The organism is Paenibacillus sp. FSL R7-277, from assembly GCF_000517965.1.
In the GTDB taxonomy this organism is placed as follows: Bacteria; Bacillota; Bacilli; order Paenibacillales; family Paenibacillaceae; genus Paenibacillus_AQ; species Paenibacillus_AQ silagei.
In genome coordinates, this window is the sequence record NZ_ASPX01000042.1 from 21,009 (window position 1) to 37,068 (window position 16,060).

The window sequence follows — 16,060 nt, forward strand, 5'->3', positions numbered from 1 at the left end:
GGTACCGTTTTTTTGTTGTTTCATCAGAAGGTAGTGAATCCAAGCCGGGTCTGTATCCGGTAGAGGATGTATTTCAACCAGGTGACGTCACTCTGATATTCCGTGAGCGGCAGGCTGTATTCAGCGCCCTGGTTGTTCCATAGCCGGTTGAAGTAGCCCTCCACCTCCGCATACAGCGGCTGTTCCCGCGGAACGGATACATAGAGGTCATTCTCCAGGTTATAGTCGTCCAGATTACGGGCTGTGAAGTTCGTTGATCCGCCCAGCAGGGTAGAGTCGCCTGATGCCTTGGCAATGAACAGCAGCTTGCTGTGATACTGCTCCTCGCCTGTGTTGTACCAGCGGATCAGGATATTTCCTTCAGAGCGGCGGTCCAGGTCCATGGCAACGGGACGGTTGGGGATGCCGATTTTGTCCCGTCCGAAGGCATTCTGGTTGGGATCAAGCAGCAGTCTCACCTGGGCGCCGCGGGCATCTGCGGCAAGAAGGGCATCGATAATTCCGTCGTCCGCCAGATAGAACATACCCATCCAGATGACATCCCCGGGTCCTGCCGCAGCGATCCCATCCAGGGCATATTTGTATACCTTGCCTTCGGTCAGATAGCGGACTTCAAGCGAAGGTTCCCCGGATGCGGCGGCGGGCGGTTTGAATTCAGGGGGCTTGCTCAGCAAGGGACCGGCTCCCGAGAGATTAGCCGCCGCCTGCTCACTCCGCAGAATATCCTCCTGGATTGGACCCTGCACCTCCAGGGCAATGTTGGAATGATAAGCACTGGCATCATGCACATTGCCGGAGGAGATCAGGGCGGTGTTCTCGCTCAGCACGACCTTGCGGTGGTTTGCTTTGACATTGAGCAGCTTCAGGTAGGAACGTGTGGTAATGTCCGGCCCTCCGCTGGCCATCAGATTCGGAATCCAGCCGGTGCCGGATTGTCCGAACCACTGGATGAAGGTGCGCCAGACCGCAGAATAGGCAGGAGTCGAGTCCCGCAGACCGTCTACATCTGTCATGATGATCTTAATACCGGCAGCTCTCATCTCTTCCAGGAGGGCATTAGGCGCAGAGCCGTAGTTCGTATTCACCTCATCGGTGATGAAGGCGATCTCCATGGCGGGATAGGCGGCTTTCTGGGCAAGCAGCTTATCGGTAAGCTGTCTGCTGACAGCGGGGAACTGCTGGTCTGTATGGGTATAGTTATTGAACAAGAACAGATCGATCACGAGGAACTGTCTGGACTCTTCAATAATCTGCAGGATTCTGGGCAGAATCTGTTCTTCCCTTGCCTGCTTCCCGCTGCTGTCCTGATAGGTCAGATCATGCCAGAAGGCGACCGTACTCACCTTATAAGCAGGGCTCTCCGCAGAAAGTCCGGGCGGCAGCGGCTTATGGGTCTGATAGATCATCACCCCGGCCAGCCAGAGGAGAAGAAGGATCAGGGCCAGCAGGAGTCTGGAGCGGCGGCGCAGGAAGAACTGCGTCTGACGCTTGTGGCGGGATGCCGTAATGGCACCTGAAGCCAGCGTGATCTGTAACTTTTCGGGTGTGACGGGATGGCGGCCTTGATTCATAGTTATCCTCCTGGGTCTGCTGCGGGGCTAGAGCGGCTATAGGGTAGCCCGGCATTGTAAATACCTATAACGCCCGCTAAGGAGAAGTGAAGCAGCTGACGGCAAAATCCCTGAAAAATCTAGTGTTGCACAAAGCGCTCCTGTTCATCCGCGCCGTACCTGCAAGCTGCATCATACAAGTTCTGGTGACATAACACAGATGCAATTGTATAATGAGTGTAAATAATTTGTATAAGGTTTGAATCTTCAAATGTATTCAGTGTAAACAGGAAGGCAGTGAGATCCATCGTGTATTCCATCAAACAGGTTGTCGAAATGCTCGATATTCCCTCTGTCACTCTGCGGGCGTGGGAGAACCGGTATCAGGCTGTCGTCCCGGAACGTACCGAGTCCGGCTATAGACTGTACAACCAAGAGAATATTGAGGACCTTCGCTGGTTGAAGGAACAGACCGATAAACAGGGCATCAGTATCTCACATGCTGTGCGGATGCTGAAGCAGCATAAGCAGAAGGACCTGGATGACCGGCTGTCCGTTGCGGGCGGTGACCCCAAGGATGCCTTGGACAAAATGAGGCAGCAGATCTATGCAGCGCTGCTCGACATCCAGGGTGAGCGGGCCGATGCCCTGATCGATTTCGGGTTCTCCCTGTACGGCTATGAGGCGATGGTCCATCAGGTGTTGGTGCCTGTTCTGGTGAAGGTTGGTGATGCCTGGGAGCAAGGGACGGCAACCGTAGCCCAGGAGCATTATATGACACATATGATCTCGAACCGGCTGTCCCAGTTCTTTCACGTGTTCCCGGTGTATGCCCATCTGCACAAGGTGCTTGCCTTTTGCCCGGCAGGAGAGCATCACCAGGTCGGCCTGCTGCTGTTCTCGCTTTTCCTGCGCAGAAACGGGGTTGAAGTCATCTATCTGGGGGCCAATACCCCCGAGGACGGTGTGATGGAGCTGCTGGAGAAGCAAGAGCGGATTGGAGCTGTCTGCCTATCCGTTACGAATGGTACGCTGGTCCCCTATACGGAGGAGCTGCTTGAACGGCTAGGCAGCTTGTACCCGGAGATGCAGCTCATTGCGGGCGGTAGAGCTTATGAGGCAATCAGCCTCCAGGATACCAACGCCACCTATGTGATGGCGGAGCCGCCGGAGAAATGGCAAGCCTGGTTCGATCAGGAATATGCCACAATCCGGCATAGAGCGTAGCAGTTATATTGAATTTTAATAGTGTAGGAGATTCTATGGAACCGGTCAGGACCCGCTTGCGGGGCTGTCCGGTTCTTTTGCTATGGACAAGTCTAGCAACCAAATTGCTGGAAGTCCGGCGGATGATATTTACATGGCCCGGCAAAGTATGTATGATATTTGTATCACTATTGTATAGTTTTTGTATAACGTTTGAACGAAGGAGGACGTCGCTTGATCCGAACCACAGATACCGCAAAAGTCGCAGTAATCGGCGCAGGACCGGGCGGGCTGGCCGCCGCCATGCTGCTTGCCGCCGAAGGATATGAAGTAGATCTCTATGAACAACAGGCAGAAGTTGGCGGAAGATCAGGCGAGCTGAAGCTGGGAGACTACCGTTTTGACCGGGGAGCCACCTTCTTGATGATGCCGCATTTGTTAGAGGAGCTGTTCACTCTGGCAGGGCGTTCGGTGCATGACTATGTCTCGCTTACACCGCTTGATCCGCTGTATTCACTGCATTTTGGAGATACCGTATTTACGCCTTCTACGAACCAGGATCAGACGGCCGAGGAGATTGAGCGGCTGTTCCCGGGCAATGGCAACGGCTACCGCCGGTTCATGGCCGAAGAAGCCGACAAGCTGGAGCGGGTGATCCCGCTGCTGCAGCGTCCGTTCCAATCGTTAGGGGATTATGTTAAAAGAGATGTGTTCCACGCGCTGCCTAAGCTGAACGCTACAGACACCGTATACAACCGGCTGTCCCGTTATTTCGATGATGAACGGCTGCGGTTCTCGTTCACGTTCCAGGCCAAGTATCTGGGGATGTCGCCTTGGGAATGTCCGGGCACCTTCACGATTCTGTCGTACATGGAGCACCGTTACGGCCTCTACCATCCGACTGGCGGCATTAACCGTGTGCTTCAGGCTATGGCTGAGGTCATCCGGGAGCATGGCGGGCGGGTCCATACCGCAAGCGGAGTGAAGCGCATTATCGTCAAGGACGGGCAGGCCGCAGGCTTGCTGCTGGAGAACGGGGAGAAGGTGGATGCGGATTATATTGTGATTGGTGCAGATTTTGGATCTGCAATGACCCAGCTGTTCGAGCCCGGGCTTCTGAAGAAATACACCCCTGCCAAGATTGCCCGTAAAAGATATTCCTGCTCCACCGCCATGCTCTACCTCGGTGTGGATGGAGAGGTGGACCTCAGTCATCATTCGGTTCATTTCGCGGACGATTACCGGCGTAATGTCAAAGAGATCACGGAGCTGGGCGTTCTGTCGGAGGATGCTTCTATCTATATTCATAATCCGTCAGTCATCGATAAGACACTGGCGCCTCCCGGTAAGTCCTCGCTCTACGTGCTGATGCCGGTGCCTAATCTGAGTGCCGATATCAACTGGGAGCAAGAGCGTGCAGTGGTGGAGGACTGGATGATGGAGCGGCTGCAGCAGATCCCGCAGCTGGCCGGAATCGCCGGACGCGTGGAAGAGAGCCTGTTCTTCTCTCCGCTGGACTGGCAGAACCAGCAGAATGTATATAACGGGGCCACCTTCAATCTGGCTCATAATCTCGGGCAGATGATGCATCTGCGGCCGCATAATACCTTCGAGGAGGTACGCGGCATCTGGCTGGTCGGCGGGGGAACCCATCCGGGCAGCGGCCTGCCGACGATCTTCGAGTCGGCCAAGATTAGCGCACGGCTGCTGCGGGAGCATGACCAGGCTGTGCGGGGGCGGTTCACCGTACAGGCGGGTGCGCCCGGCGCAGGTGCGGGGGTTCCGTTATGAGCCGCATTGCCATCGTAGGCAGCGGAATCGGCGGGCTGACGGCGGCGCTGCTGCTTACCCGTCAGGGACATGAAGTAGTGATCTATGAGCGCGCAGCCCGGGTGGGCGGGCGTGTGGCCTTTGAAGAGCAGGACGGCTACCGGATTGACCGCGGGCCTACCATCGTGCTGCTGCCGGAGATGCTTCTCGGTATTCTGGAGGAAGGCGGCCTTCCGCGATCCAGTCTGGAGCTGCTGCACTGTGATCCGCTCTACCGGGTTCACTTCCGAAGCGGGCGTGTGTTAACCAAATTCGCGGATGCATCGGCGCAGGCGGAGGAGATTGACCGGCTCTATCCCGGAGAGGGCAAGGGCTTCACCCGGTTCATGAAGGACATGTCGGTGCTGTATCCGCAGGGGCGGACCTCGTTCCTGGAGCGGGGGTATGCCAGCGGGCGGGAATTCTTTAGTCCGGCTAACCTGTCGTTGATGGTCCGCCTGCGCGCTTACCGGAATCTGCGCTCTGCGATCGGCCAGTATTTTCGCAATGAGGAGCTTAAGGATGCGTTCTCCCTGCAGAGCCTCTATATTGGAGGAGCGCCCTTCCGCACACCCGGTATCTACACCATGCTTCCTTACGCCGAGCATGCCTTCGGCATCTGGATGCTGAAGGGAGGATACGGGACGCTGCCGCAGATCATGGCCCGGGAGCTGGAAGACCGCGGGGTACAGATTCATACGGGCGCTGAGGTGGAATCCTTGCTTGTTGAAGGAAGCCGCTGCTGCGGAGTTGTTGTTCAGGGGCAGCCGATTTCTTATGATGCCGTTCTGTACAATGGAGATTTCCCGAATGTAGAGAAGTTGCTGCCGCCTGGTGTGTTCAAGCAGGAACAGGCACCGGTTGTGACGGCAAATAAGGGCAGATCCGTATCGGCCAAGGCGATAAAACGCGGAAGCTGGAAGCCCTCCTCGGGCTGTCTGCTGATCTATGCGGCCACAGACAAGCGCTGGCCGGATTCGCTGGTGCACCAGTTCTTCCTGCCGGATAGTCTGAATAGCAGCCTGCATGAACTGTTTGACCGGGGACAGATTCCGCAGGATTCATCTTATTATGTATTTAATCCGGTAGCGCTGGACGACAGTGCAGCCCCTTCCGGACAGAGCGTGCTGTATTTCCTTGTTCCTGTCCCGGCGGTGCCGGATAAGAACTGGGAGGAAATAGCCGGAGCACTAGCCGATAAAGTCATGGCAGATGCCGAGAAACGGGGCTTCCCCGGGCTTGCCGCGAGTGTGATCTGGCGCAGGCTTAGAACGCCTGCCGATGCGGAGCAGGAAGGAATGTATGGCGGGGGCAGCTTCGGTATTGCACCGCTGCTGAGCCAGTCGGGGGTATTCCGGCCCCAGCCGAAGCCTTATCCGCTTAAGGGGTTGTATGCCGCAGGTGCTTCCGTCCATCCGGGCGGCGGTGTGCCGATCGTGATGCAGGGAGCGAAGCTTGCCGTTCAGGAAATGATAAAGGAGATGAGCGTACATGGATGAAAGGATACTGCAGCAATGTGAGGAACTGATGAAGAAAGGGTCCACTTCGTTCCATAAGGCGTTTGATGTTCTGCCAAGTCCCAGGCGTGAAGCGGTGCATGTTATTTATGCCTTCTGCCGGATTATAGACGATAGTGTGGATGAGCCGGAAGGCGCGCCGTACAGCATTCATGAGCTGCGGGAGCATTTCATGAATCTGGAGCAGGCGGACGGGCATTTCATCTGGCCGGCGCTGCGCTGGCTGTTCAGCAGCTTCCCGCAGCTTCAGCGTGAGCCGTTCCTTTTGCAAATGGAGGGACAGCTTAGAGATCTTATCTTCACAGCCTATGACACGATGGAGCAGCTTAAGGATTACTGTTATCTTGTAGCGGGAACGGTAGGGGAGATGCTGCTGCCTGTTCTGCGGGATGATCAGAGTGAAGCGGCACGGACATCGGGAATTGCGCTGGGGATAGGAATGCAGCTGGTCAATATCATCCGCGATGTGGGTGAGGATCTCAGAAGAGGACGCAGATATGTGCCGCTTGAGGTGATGGAGGGACATGGCTACAGCCAGCAGGAGCTGGAGAACGGGGAGGTCAATCACCGTTTCACTGCCGTTATCCAGGAGCTGCGGACAGAAGCGTTGGACTGGTTCCGGCGAGGACTGGAGCATGTGCACACGTATCCTTTGGAGAGCGGTCTGGCCATTGAACTTGCCGCATCCTTCTATGCTGCTATTCTGGATGCTGTGGAGGCAGACGGGTATGATGTTTTCCGCAAAAGATCCTATGTCAGCGATGAAGCCAAGCTTCAGCTGTTCCAGCGTACGGTCGTGCGTTATGCCGGTGTAAGAACTGCGGTGGTCTAGCGATGGTCCGAACCCTTTTTTGGATCTGGTATACCATCGGAGCGCTGCTGCTGATCGTGTTCGGAATTCCGGATAGTCTGAAGTTCTCTAACGGATTATTTCTCGTATTCTATGGTGTCTACGGGCTGGACTTATTAATCAAGGGGCAATTCAAACCCTTCATGTCTGACTGGTCAGTCAATTCTTCAGGAGGCCGGATGACCAAGCGATTCTGGTATGCTGCGGCTCTTATCTGGTTAGGCGGAATGGCCGTCGAATGGGTAGGCGTGCATTCCGGGCGGTTGTTTGGGGATTATAATTATTCTACTATTCTCGGGCCTTTATTATTTGGTGTGCCGGTTACCCTGGGCTTCGCCTGGATTGCTGTTGTGTGTAATGCCGTGCTGATCAGCCATGATTTCGGACAGCGCGGCCTCCGGCTTCTGCTGCTGCGGGCCTTGCAGGTAGGCTTCTGGACGGTCCTGATGGATCTGGTGCTCGATCCTGTTGCCCATGCCAGGAACTTCTGGCATTGGGAGGGCGGCGGGGGCTTCTACCAGGTGCCCTGGAGCAATTTCGGCGGCTGGCTGATTGCAGGCGCTGCCTTGTCTATGCTGCTCCCGGCTGTGCCGTTCACCCGCCTGGCTGCCCGCCGGGGCACCCGCCTGTATCAGGCGATCCTGATCCTGTTCGGTCTGATCAGCCTGACAGAGGGATTGCCTGCCTGCGCGGTGATCGCCGGAGCAGGCGCCGCTTTGGCCGAAGGGAGTCTACGCTATGCTGGAAGCCGTTCCATCGGGAAGGTTTGACTGGTTATTCTACCGTTATAATTCCTTGTACCTGCTGCGCAGACATTTCCACTTCATTGGAATCAGCGGAGAGCTTCAGCCCGCTGCCGCTGCCGGGCGGGGGATTCTCTACCTCATGAATCACAGCTCGTGGTGGGACGGCCTGCTGGCCTATCACGCCGCAGGGAAGCTGCCGGGGAAGCGTCATTATTTCATGATGGAAGAGGAGCAGCTCCGGAAGTATGCCTTCTTCAGAAAGCTTGGCGCGTATTCCATTAACCCTGGAAGTCCAGGGGATGCACGGGCTTCGCTGCGGTATACAGCCGGGCTGCTGCAGGCGGGTGAGAATGTCTGGATGTATCCTGAAGGGGAAATCCGGCCGCTTGAGCACCGGCCGCTGAGCCTGAAGGAAGGGGCGGCCCTGGCGCTGCGGCTCAGTCCGCAGACGGCCGTTGTCCCAGTGACGCTATACCACGGCCTGTTCCGGCATACGAAGCCGGAGGCTACGCTGCTGGCCGGTGCGCCGCTGCTGCTCCCTTGGGCGGAGATGGACCGCTCAAGGGTAGCCCGTACGCTGGAGACTGTTCTTGGCGGACAACTGGAGTCCCACCGCAGCAGAGTGCTTAACCATCAAGGCTATATGCCGGATGAATTCAGGCCGCTGCTCCGCCGGGGGAGATCTACCAATGAATGGCTTGACCTGCTGCGGCCGGGCGGTGGGAGAGGATGAACGTATTCTTTCAGGCTGTAACCGGTGTTGTGCTGCTCCAGCTATTGTTCGCATTATGGAATGCAGCGCAGCTCCCCAAGCTGGGGGCAGCGGTTGGTACAAGAGCGGCGAAGGCGCTGCCAGCAAAAGCAACGGCATCCTCACGCGCCTTGAGCTTATCGGTACTGATCCCCGCCCGGGATGAAGCGGATAATATTGGGGACTGCCTCTCCTCTGTACTGGCCTCAAACACCGGCGGAATCGGGGTGGAGATTATTGTACTGGATGATTCATCAACTGACGGAACGGGGGCTATTGCCGCAGCAGCGGGCAGCGGAGTACGCGTTCTGAAGGGAAGAGAGCTGCCGGAGGGCTGGCTGGGCAAGTCCCATGCCTGCGCTCAGCTTGCAGAAGCGGCAAGCGGAGACTGGCTGCTGTTCCTGGACGCAGATGTCCGTCTTCAGCACGGGGCGCTTCAGGCGGCGCTTTCTGCTGCTGAAGCAGCGGGCGGCGGCATGATTACCGGCTTCCCCCGGCAGATGACCGGAACCTGGCTGGAGCGGCTGGTTGTTCCCCTGATGGTCTTCACCATCATCTGCCACCTGCCCATTCCGCTGGTCCGCGGCTCCAGAGATCCGCGGTTTGTTGCGGCGCATGGGGGCTTCATCCTGATTCACCGGGACAGTTACGACAGCTGCGGCGGGCATGAAGCCATCCGCAGCGAGCTGGTGGATGACATGGCGCTGGCCCGCGCCGTGAAGCGGTCGGGCGGAACGGTGGCGCTCATGGATGTTACGGAGCAGGTGTTCATGCGGATGTACCACAATGCCCGGCAAGTATGGAATGGCTACCGGAAGAATATCTATGCCGGCATCGGCCGCAGCCCGCTGCTGCTGCTGGGTGTGCTTATTGCATATCTGTCGCTGTACGTGGCACCGGCCGCCGCCGTTCTGTACTATGCCCTAAGCGGACAGCCCGGTGCGGCCCTCTGGCCCGCTGCTGCGCTGTTTGCCGGTCTGGCCGTGAAACGGACCAGCGATGCTGCCGGTCGGCAGCCGTTCTGGTTCTGTCTCCTACTTCCGGCGGGTATACTCTGCCTGTCGCTGATTGCTGTGGCGTCCTGGCGCGGAAGCCGCACGCGCGCAGGCTATGAATGGAAAGGAAGGCGTTATGGATGAAACCGAAGGCAGTCATCATAGGCGCCGGATTCGGGGGGCTGTCCTGTGCGGTCACCCTTGCCGCGGCGGGCTGGGAAGTCACTGTGCTGGAACGCCAGCAGCAGCCGGGCGGCAAGCTGCAGCGTGTGCAGGAGGGGGGCTACACCTTCGACCGCGGCCCGAGTACAATTACGATGCCCCATGTCTTCCGCTCGCTCTATGAGCTTGCGGGAGCCCGCATGGAGGATTATGTCCAGCTCTATGAGCTGGAGCCGCGCACCCGCAATGTCTTCGCAGACGGCAGGGTTGTCGATTTCTCAAGGGATACCGGGCGAATGCGGGAGCAGATGGCTTCCTACAGCCCGGCGGATGCTGCGCGGTTCCCGGAGTTTCTGGCAGAAGCCTCACGGCTGTATCAGCTTAGCGAGAAGCAGTTCCTGAACAGGCTGCTGCTATCCTGGAGGGATAAGCTCTCGCCTTCCCTTGTACGGGATCTGGTGCGCGTAAGGCCTTTTCTCAGCCTGCATAGCTTGCTGCTCCGCTACTTCAGCCACCCGAATACGCTGGCTATGCTGGGCCGTTATGCCACCTATGTGGGATCATCGCCGTATCGCTCCCCCTCCATCTTCGCCATGCTTGGTCATCTGGAGATTCAGGAGGGCGTATACGGGGTGAAGGGCGGCACCTATGAATTAATCAGCGGTCTGTCTGCACTCGCCCGGAATCTGGGCGTACGGCTGATTACAGGCACGGAGGTGACGGGAATTTCCGTAGTCTCCGGTGCGGTGGAAGGTGTGGATACGGCGCAGGGCTTCTACCCGGCCAAGACCGTGATTGCCGGTGGCGATGTCCTGAGCATCAACCGGATGCTGCTGCCGGAAGCGGTTCGTCCTGGAATGACGGACCGCAAGATTGAAGCCTACGAACCCTCCCTGTCGGGGCTGGTAACGCTGGCGGGTGTGCCGCGCACGTATGATGCGCTGCTGCATCATACGGTGTTTTTCCCGGAGAACTACGAGCAGGAATTCAAGGATATCTTCGAGCATAAGCGTCCGCCGCAGCAGCCGACAGTGTATGTATGCCATTCCGGTTATTCCGAGCCTGAGCTGGCGCCTGCGGGCGGCAGCAACCTGTTCATTCTGGCTAATGCGCCTTATCTGAGCCCGGCCTGTGACTGGAGTGAGGAGAGGGATGCGTACGGGGAGCGGGTAATGTCTGTACTGGAGAGCCACGGTGTGAGCGGGCTGTCGTCCGCAGATGTGCTGGAGCGTTATACTCCGCAGGATATTGCCCGCGATACGCTGGCGCATCAGGGAGCTATTTACGGGATATCCTCCAATACGGTGAAGCAGACCTTCGCCCGCCCGGGCAACCGTTCCAGCGATGTTAAGGGACTGTGGTATGTGGGCGGAACCACGCATCCCGGCGGGGGAACCCCTGTGGTGTCCTTGTCCGGCAGGCTGGTGGGCGAATATATTGCAAGCCATGTATGAGGAGTGAACCCCCGCCAGCGTTCAACGGCCGAGCGGGGTTATGCTATAGTTGTGCTATAATGGAAGGTAATTGTGGAGCGGGATATATTGCAAGTGGAGACGGTTTCGCCGCCTTTTAGGGGCGGCACCCGTCTTTGAATAACTCGTAGAGTGTCTTTGTTGCTGAATGTATGTGGAAAACAGCATACATTCTCCGTAGGATGATTTTGTTCTTTTTTGAGAAAAGTGAAGCAGAAACGGAGGAAGACAGCATGAATGATATGCCGCGAAACGGTGTTCCGCAGAGCGCTGTGAAGCCCTCAGGAACAGGGCCCCAGCCAGGGCAGGAGGCAGCAGGCTCAGGCCATGCCGGACATAAATCTCTGCTGCCCGACTCCAGAACCGGAGAACGGAAGATTGAGCATGTACGGCTCTGCCTGAATGAAGATGTGGCCGGTAACGGAATTACAACCGGGTTCGAGCAGTACCGGTTCCGCCATAACGCGCTGCCGGAGCTGGATTACGATACCATCTTACTGGGTACTGAGTTCTTGGGCCGTACGCTGCGTACCCCGCTGCTGATCAGCTCCATGACCGGGGGGAGCACGGCTACAGGGAAGATTAATGAGCGGCTGGCCGAAGCGGCGGAGCGCCGGGGCTGGGCGCTTGGCGTCGGCTCGGTGCGCGCGGCTGTAGAACGCGCGGAGCTGGCTGCTACCTTCCATGTGCGGGCCAATGCACCCACGATTCCGGTCATTGCCAATGTCGGAGCCGTGCAGCTCGCTTACGGCTTCGGGGTAGAAGAATGCCGCCGGGCGGTTGAGATTGCCGGAGCCGATTGGCTGGTTCTCCATCTGAACGGGCTGCAGGAGGTATTCCAGCCCGAGGGTGACACTGGCTTCGGTTCCCTGCTGCAGCGGATAGAGGCATTATGCCGGAGCCTTGAGATTCCAGTGGGGATCAAGGAGGTCGGCTGGGGGATTGACGGCGATACCGCCGCCCGGCTGTATCAGGCGGGCGCTGCCTTCATTGATGTAGCCGGGGCTGGCGGCACTTCATGGAGCCAAGTAGAGAAGTTCCGCAGCATCGACCCGGTACGGCGTGCGGCTGCGGAGGCCTTCGCCGACTGGGGCATTCCCACGGCGGAGTGCATTGCCGAGGTCCGCGCGGTCTCCCCGCGCGGGGCATTGATTGGCAGCGGCGGACTGAAGCACGGCGTCGATGCTGCCAAGGCGCTGGCCCTTGGCGCCGATCTGGCGGGCTTCGGACGGGGGCTGCTGGGTGCGGCCGTCAGCTCCGAGGAGGCGCTGGATCAGGCGCTGGCCCAGGTAGAGCTGGAGCTGCGGACGGTGATGTTCGGCATCGGTGCGCCGGACCTTGCCGCACTGCGCGGAACGCCGCGTCTGGTCCGGCGTTGACACCTGGCTTGCTTTTATAATCAGAACCGAAGGAAGGTATCCAAATGACGATTACATTGGTCCCGATGGACGAATCTGCGTTTCAGTCGTTCTTGAAGCAATCTACCCGCGACTACGCAGAAGAGAAAGTACAAGCCGGTGCCTGGGAGGCAGATACAGCGTTAGCGCAGGCCCAGGAATCGATGAATCGCTACCTGCCGCAAGGCCTCAATACGGCGGGAGCTTATTTCTATTCGGTAGTAGAGGACGTTTCGGGGACTGGGGCCGGTTATATCTGGTTCAACGTGACCGAGAACCGCGGGGTGCGGGAGGCGTTCATTTATGACATTTATATCTTCGAGCCGTTCCAGGGCCGGGGCTATGGCAAGCAGACGCTGCTCCTGCTGGATGAAGAAGCCCGGAAGCTGAAGGCGGCCAAGATCGGCCTGCATGTCTTCGGACATAACGAACGCGCCTTCGGGCTATACAAGAAAATGGGCTTCCAGGTTACAGACATCACAATGTCCAAAACCCTATAGGTAAGGCAGACCCCTTTGCGGGGTATTTTGCTGTCCGCTTGACTTCTGCTGTTGCTGGAGAATTTGTTCTAATATATAATGGTTTGAGATCAGTTCGGTATTTCATGCGGTGATCAAACCAACCGAAAATAGGAGTTGTCATATAAATGGCTTTGAAAGCAGGTATCGTTGGACTTCCCAACGTAGGCAAATCGACATTATTCAATGCAATTACACAAGCGGGCGCAGAATCCGCCAACTATCCATTCTGCACCATCGACCCGAACGTCGGTGTTGTAGAAGTGCCGGACGAACGTCTGGATAAGCTGGTGGAGCTGGTACAGCCGAACAAGACGGTTCCGACCGCTTTTGAATTCGTCGACATTGCCGGACTGGTGCGCGGTGCGAGCAAGGGCGAAGGCCTGGGCAACAAGTTCCTGGCCCATATCCGCGAGGTGGATGCCATTGTTCATGTGGTGCGCTGCTTCGTCGATGAGAACGTGACCCATGTAGACGGCAAGGTGAATCCGATCAGCGACATCCAGACGATTAACCTGGAGCTGATTCTGGCTGACCTGGAGAGCGTGGAGAAGCGGATCGAGCGTTCCCGCAAAAACATCAAGGGCGGCGACAAGAAATACGCCCAGGAAGTAGAAGTACTGGAGCGTGTGAAGGAAGCCCTGTATCAGGACCAGCCTGCACGCAGTCTGGAATTGTCTGACGATGAGCGCCAGATCGTGCGTGACCTTCACCTGCTCACCCTGAAGCCGGTGCTGTATGCGGCGAATGTGGGCGAGGATGAAGTGGCGACTGCCGAGGAGAATCCTTATGTGCAGCAGGTCCGTGAATTCGCAGCAGCCGAGAACGCTGAAGTCGTGCCGATCAGTGCCAAGGTGGAAGCGGAGATCGCAGAGCTGGAAGGCGAAGACAAGGCGATGTTCCTGGAGGAGCTGGGTCTGCAGGAATCCGGGCTTAATCGTCTGATCAAAGCGGCTTACAAGCTGCTGGGACTGTACACTTATTTCACTGCGGGCGTTCAAGAGGTTCGTGCTTGGACCATCCGCAAGGGCACTAAGGCCCCTGGAGCAGCGGGCGTGATTCACACTGATTTCGAGCGCGGTTTTATCCGTGCGGAGGTTGTGGCTTACACCGATCTGGTGGCGGCAGGTTCAATGAACGGTGCCAAGGAACGCGGGCAGTTGCGTCTGGAAGGTAAGGAATATCTGGTGCAGGACGGCGACGTTATGCATTTCCGGTTCAACGTATAGATACTTTTCGCTTGTTATAGAGAGGCCATTCAGGAGTAGAGGGTTTTGCTTGCTGGATGGTTTCTTTGCGTCATTCGGACTCGGTGCCGGTGTATAAGCTGCTCGGAGGCTCAACATCATAAGATCATACAGAATCAAAATTTTAAAAAAATCCCCGGCCCGCCGCATGTGCTGTAGCCAATTGAGGCTTGTGGTGGTATAATATAAAGTCGTATATCTACTTCAGTTGTAGCAACAATTTAAAGTAATAATGAACGAAGAATTTGAATCAGGAGAGGTGAATTCCCTTGTTGGACCGATTGCAATCCCTGGCGGACCGCTATGAGAAACTCAGTGAACTGCTATGTGACCCGGATGTTGCAAGCGACAGTAAGAAACTGAGGGACTATTCCAAAGAACAATCCGACTTGCAGCCCGCCTTCGAGGCGTATAGCGAATATAAGAACGTAATGGAAGAGCTTGAAGCCGCGAAGATGATGCAGGCCGAGAAGCTTGATGATGAAATGAAAGAAATGGTCAAGATGGAGATCGATGACCTGTCCGAGCGTCAGGCCGTTCTTGAGGAGAAGATTCGTCTGCTCCTGCTGCCTAAGGACCCTAACGACGACAAGAACGTAATCGTTGAAATCCGCGGCGCAGCCGGCGGGGACGAAGCGGCCTTATTCGCTTCTGACCTGTACCGTATGTATACCCGTTATGCCGATACCCAGGGCTGGCGCGTAGAGCTGATGGATGTGAACACGAATGATCTCGGCGGCTTCAAGGAAGTGATCTTCCTGATTAACGGGCGCGGCGCTTACAGCAAGATGAAATTCGAAAGCGGTGCACACCGTGTGCAGCGCATACCTACCACAGAATCCGGCGGACGTATCCATACGTCTACTTCTACGGTTGCTGTAATGCCGGAAGCGGAAGATTTCGAAATCGAGATTCATGACAAAGATATCCGTGTCGATACCTTCTGTTCGAGCGGCGCGGGCGGACAGTCCGTTAACACGACCAAATCAGCAGTACGTGTAACCCATGTACCTACGGGGATCGTGGCTACCTGCCAGGATGGCAAGTCCCAGAACTCCAACAAGGATAAGGCGCTGAAGGTGCTGCGTACCCGGATCTCGGATCTGAAGCGTCAGGAAGAGGAAGCGAAGTATTCCGGAGAACGTAAAAGCAAGGTGGGAACCGGTGACCGCAGTGAGCGTATCCGTACCTACAACTTCCCGCAGAGCCGTGTGACGGATCACCGGATCGGCTTGACCCTCCACCGTCTGGACCAGGTGATGAACGGGGATATTACCGAGATTATCTCGGCACTGTCGATTGCGGAACAAGCAGAATTGATGGAAAAAGGAGAATAATGCTTTGAAACACGACTCTTACGTCATGTCGGAATTGCAAAGCATCCGGGAAGCCTTTGCGGAGGCTTCTTCTTTTTTGGCCGGACACGGCCTTACGGAGCCGCAGCGCAGCAGCCAGCTCCTGCTGGAGCATGTGCTGGGCTTGTCCGGGGCGGCTTATTATATGGCGCTGGCTGATCCGTTCCCGCTGGCGCGCAAGGCCGAATGGGAAGCACTGGTGACCCGCCGGGCGGCGGGGGAACCGGTGCAATACATCACCCGCGAGCAGGAATTCTACGGCCGTGCCTTCGAGGTCACGCCCGATGTGCTGATCCCCCGCCCGGAGACGGAGCTGCTCGTCGAGGCGATCCTGAAGTACGGCGCGGAGCTGTGGCCGGACGGTCTGGCGGGGGTGCGGGACGAAGCCGCACGTGAAGCTAAAGGAGACGGGCAGTGGACAGCTGCGGGCGGTGAGGCTGGAGTGGTGCGGGGCGAAGCCGCACCGGGAACTATGGCGGCTGCGG

At 57.2% G+C, this 16,060-nt stretch carries 13 protein-coding genes and 1 pseudogene; 13 read left to right on the plus strand and 1 reads right to left on the minus strand.

All coding sequences use genetic code 11. The features are described from left to right. Positions 1–23: 23 nt before the first annotated feature. Positions 24–1,571: a phospholipase D family protein gene (locus tag C173_RS15305; RefSeq protein ID WP_081751190.1), complete on the minus strand. Its 1,548-nt coding sequence runs from the start codon at positions 1,569–1,571 to the stop codon at positions 24–26. 288 nt (positions 1,572–1,859) lie between these two features. Between C173_RS15305 and C173_RS15310 the strand changes: the two genes are divergently transcribed. The 13 genes and pseudogenes from C173_RS15310 to C173_RS15370 all read left to right on the plus strand — a co-directional run. Continuing rightward, entirely contained in the window at positions 1,860–2,777 is a 918-nt protein-coding gene (locus C173_RS15310; RefSeq protein ID WP_036726175.1) for a MerR family transcriptional regulator, read from the plus strand. Positions 2,778–2,990: 213 nt separating this feature from the next. After that, on the plus strand, positions 2,991–4,547 hold the full coding sequence (locus C173_RS15315; RefSeq protein ID WP_063830916.1) for a phytoene desaturase family protein: 1,557 nt from the start codon (positions 2,991–2,993) through the stop codon (positions 4,545–4,547). After that, positions 4,544–6,064, plus strand: coding sequence for a phytoene desaturase family protein (locus C173_RS15320; RefSeq protein WP_036726177.1), 1,521 nt, complete (start codon positions 4,544–4,546; stop codon positions 6,062–6,064). Before C173_RS15315 ends, C173_RS15320 begins: the two co-directional genes overlap by 4 nt. Then, the gene (locus tag C173_RS15325) at positions 6,057–6,914 is read left to right on the plus strand and encodes a phytoene/squalene synthase family protein (RefSeq protein WP_036726178.1); all 858 of its coding nucleotides are present in this window, start codon (positions 6,057–6,059) and stop codon (positions 6,912–6,914) included. The genes C173_RS15320 and C173_RS15325 overlap by 8 nt, the downstream gene beginning before the upstream one ends. 2 nt (positions 6,915–6,916) lie before the next feature. Continuing rightward, complete coding sequence (locus C173_RS15330) at positions 6,917–7,702, plus strand: carotenoid biosynthesis protein (protein WP_036726180.1); 786 nt, start codon at positions 6,917–6,919, stop codon at positions 7,700–7,702. Beyond that, positions 7,671–8,411: a lysophospholipid acyltransferase family protein gene (locus tag C173_RS15335; RefSeq protein WP_051478075.1), complete on the plus strand. Its 741-nt coding sequence runs from the start codon at positions 7,671–7,673 to the stop codon at positions 8,409–8,411. The genes C173_RS15330 and C173_RS15335 overlap by 32 nt, the downstream gene beginning before the upstream one ends. Then, entirely contained in the window at positions 8,408–9,568 is a 1,161-nt protein-coding gene (locus C173_RS15340) for a glycosyltransferase (RefSeq protein ID WP_036726181.1), read from the plus strand. The genes C173_RS15335 and C173_RS15340 overlap by 4 nt, the downstream gene beginning before the upstream one ends. Next, positions 9,565–11,040, plus strand: coding sequence for a phytoene desaturase family protein (locus C173_RS15345; RefSeq protein WP_036726182.1), 1,476 nt, complete (start codon positions 9,565–9,567; stop codon positions 11,038–11,040). Before C173_RS15340 ends, C173_RS15345 begins: the two co-directional genes overlap by 4 nt. Before the next feature lie 251 nt (positions 11,041–11,291). Further along, positions 11,292–12,437 (plus strand): type 2 isopentenyl-diphosphate Delta-isomerase, encoded by a 1,146-nt coding sequence (gene fni, locus C173_RS15350; protein WP_036726183.1) that lies wholly within the window; start codon positions 11,292–11,294, stop codon positions 12,435–12,437. 44 nt (positions 12,438–12,481) lie between these two features. After that, positions 12,482–12,955 carry a GNAT family N-acetyltransferase gene (locus C173_RS15355; RefSeq protein ID WP_051478076.1) on the plus strand — a complete coding sequence of 158 codons (474 nt, stop codon included), beginning with the start codon at positions 12,482–12,484 and terminating at the stop codon, positions 12,953–12,955. A 146-nt stretch (positions 12,956–13,101) separates the two neighbouring features. Further along, positions 13,102–14,202 carry a redox-regulated ATPase YchF gene (ychF, locus tag C173_RS15360; RefSeq protein WP_036726185.1) on the plus strand — a complete coding sequence of 367 codons (1,101 nt, stop codon included), beginning with the start codon at positions 13,102–13,104 and terminating at the stop codon, positions 14,200–14,202. 287 nt (positions 14,203–14,489) lie between these two features. Beyond that, positions 14,490–15,557 (plus strand): peptide chain release factor 1, encoded by a 1,068-nt coding sequence (gene prfA / locus C173_RS15365; protein WP_036726186.1) that lies wholly within the window; start codon positions 14,490–14,492, stop codon positions 15,555–15,557. 25 nt (positions 15,558–15,582) lie between these two features. Next, positions 15,583–16,060: pseudogene (locus C173_RS15370) on the plus strand (protein-(glutamine-N5) methyltransferase, release factor-specific); the annotation flags it as partial.

What these genes read in the sequence shown, in the direction of transcription:
- C173_RS15305 (WP_081751190.1), bottom strand. Translation starts at nt 1,571, where the DNA reads ATGAATCAAGGCCGCCATCCCGTCACACCCGAAAAGTTACAGATCACG.
- C173_RS15320 (WP_036726177.1), top strand. Translation starts at nt 4,544, where the DNA reads ATGAGCCGCATTGCCATCGTAGGCAGCGGAATCGGCGGGCTGACGGCG.
- C173_RS15325 (WP_036726178.1), top strand. Translation starts at nt 6,057, where the DNA reads ATGGATGAAAGGATACTGCAGCAATGTGAGGAACTGATGAAGAAAGGG.
- C173_RS15330 (WP_036726180.1), top strand. Translation starts at nt 6,917, where the DNA reads ATGGTCCGAACCCTTTTTTGGATCTGGTATACCATCGGAGCGCTGCTG.
- C173_RS15335 (WP_051478075.1), top strand. Translation starts at nt 7,671, where the DNA reads ATGCTGGAAGCCGTTCCATCGGGAAGGTTTGACTGGTTATTCTACCGT.
- C173_RS15340 (WP_036726181.1), top strand. Translation starts at nt 8,408, where the DNA reads ATGAACGTATTCTTTCAGGCTGTAACCGGTGTTGTGCTGCTCCAGCTA.
- C173_RS15345 (WP_036726182.1), top strand. Translation starts at nt 9,565, where the DNA reads ATGAAACCGAAGGCAGTCATCATAGGCGCCGGATTCGGGGGGCTGTCC.
- fni (WP_036726183.1), top strand. Translation starts at nt 11,292, where the DNA reads ATGAATGATATGCCGCGAAACGGTGTTCCGCAGAGCGCTGTGAAGCCC.
- C173_RS15355 (WP_051478076.1), top strand. Translation starts at nt 12,482, where the DNA reads ATGACGATTACATTGGTCCCGATGGACGAATCTGCGTTTCAGTCGTTC.
- ychF (WP_036726185.1), top strand. Translation starts at nt 13,102, where the DNA reads ATGGCTTTGAAAGCAGGTATCGTTGGACTTCCCAACGTAGGCAAATCG.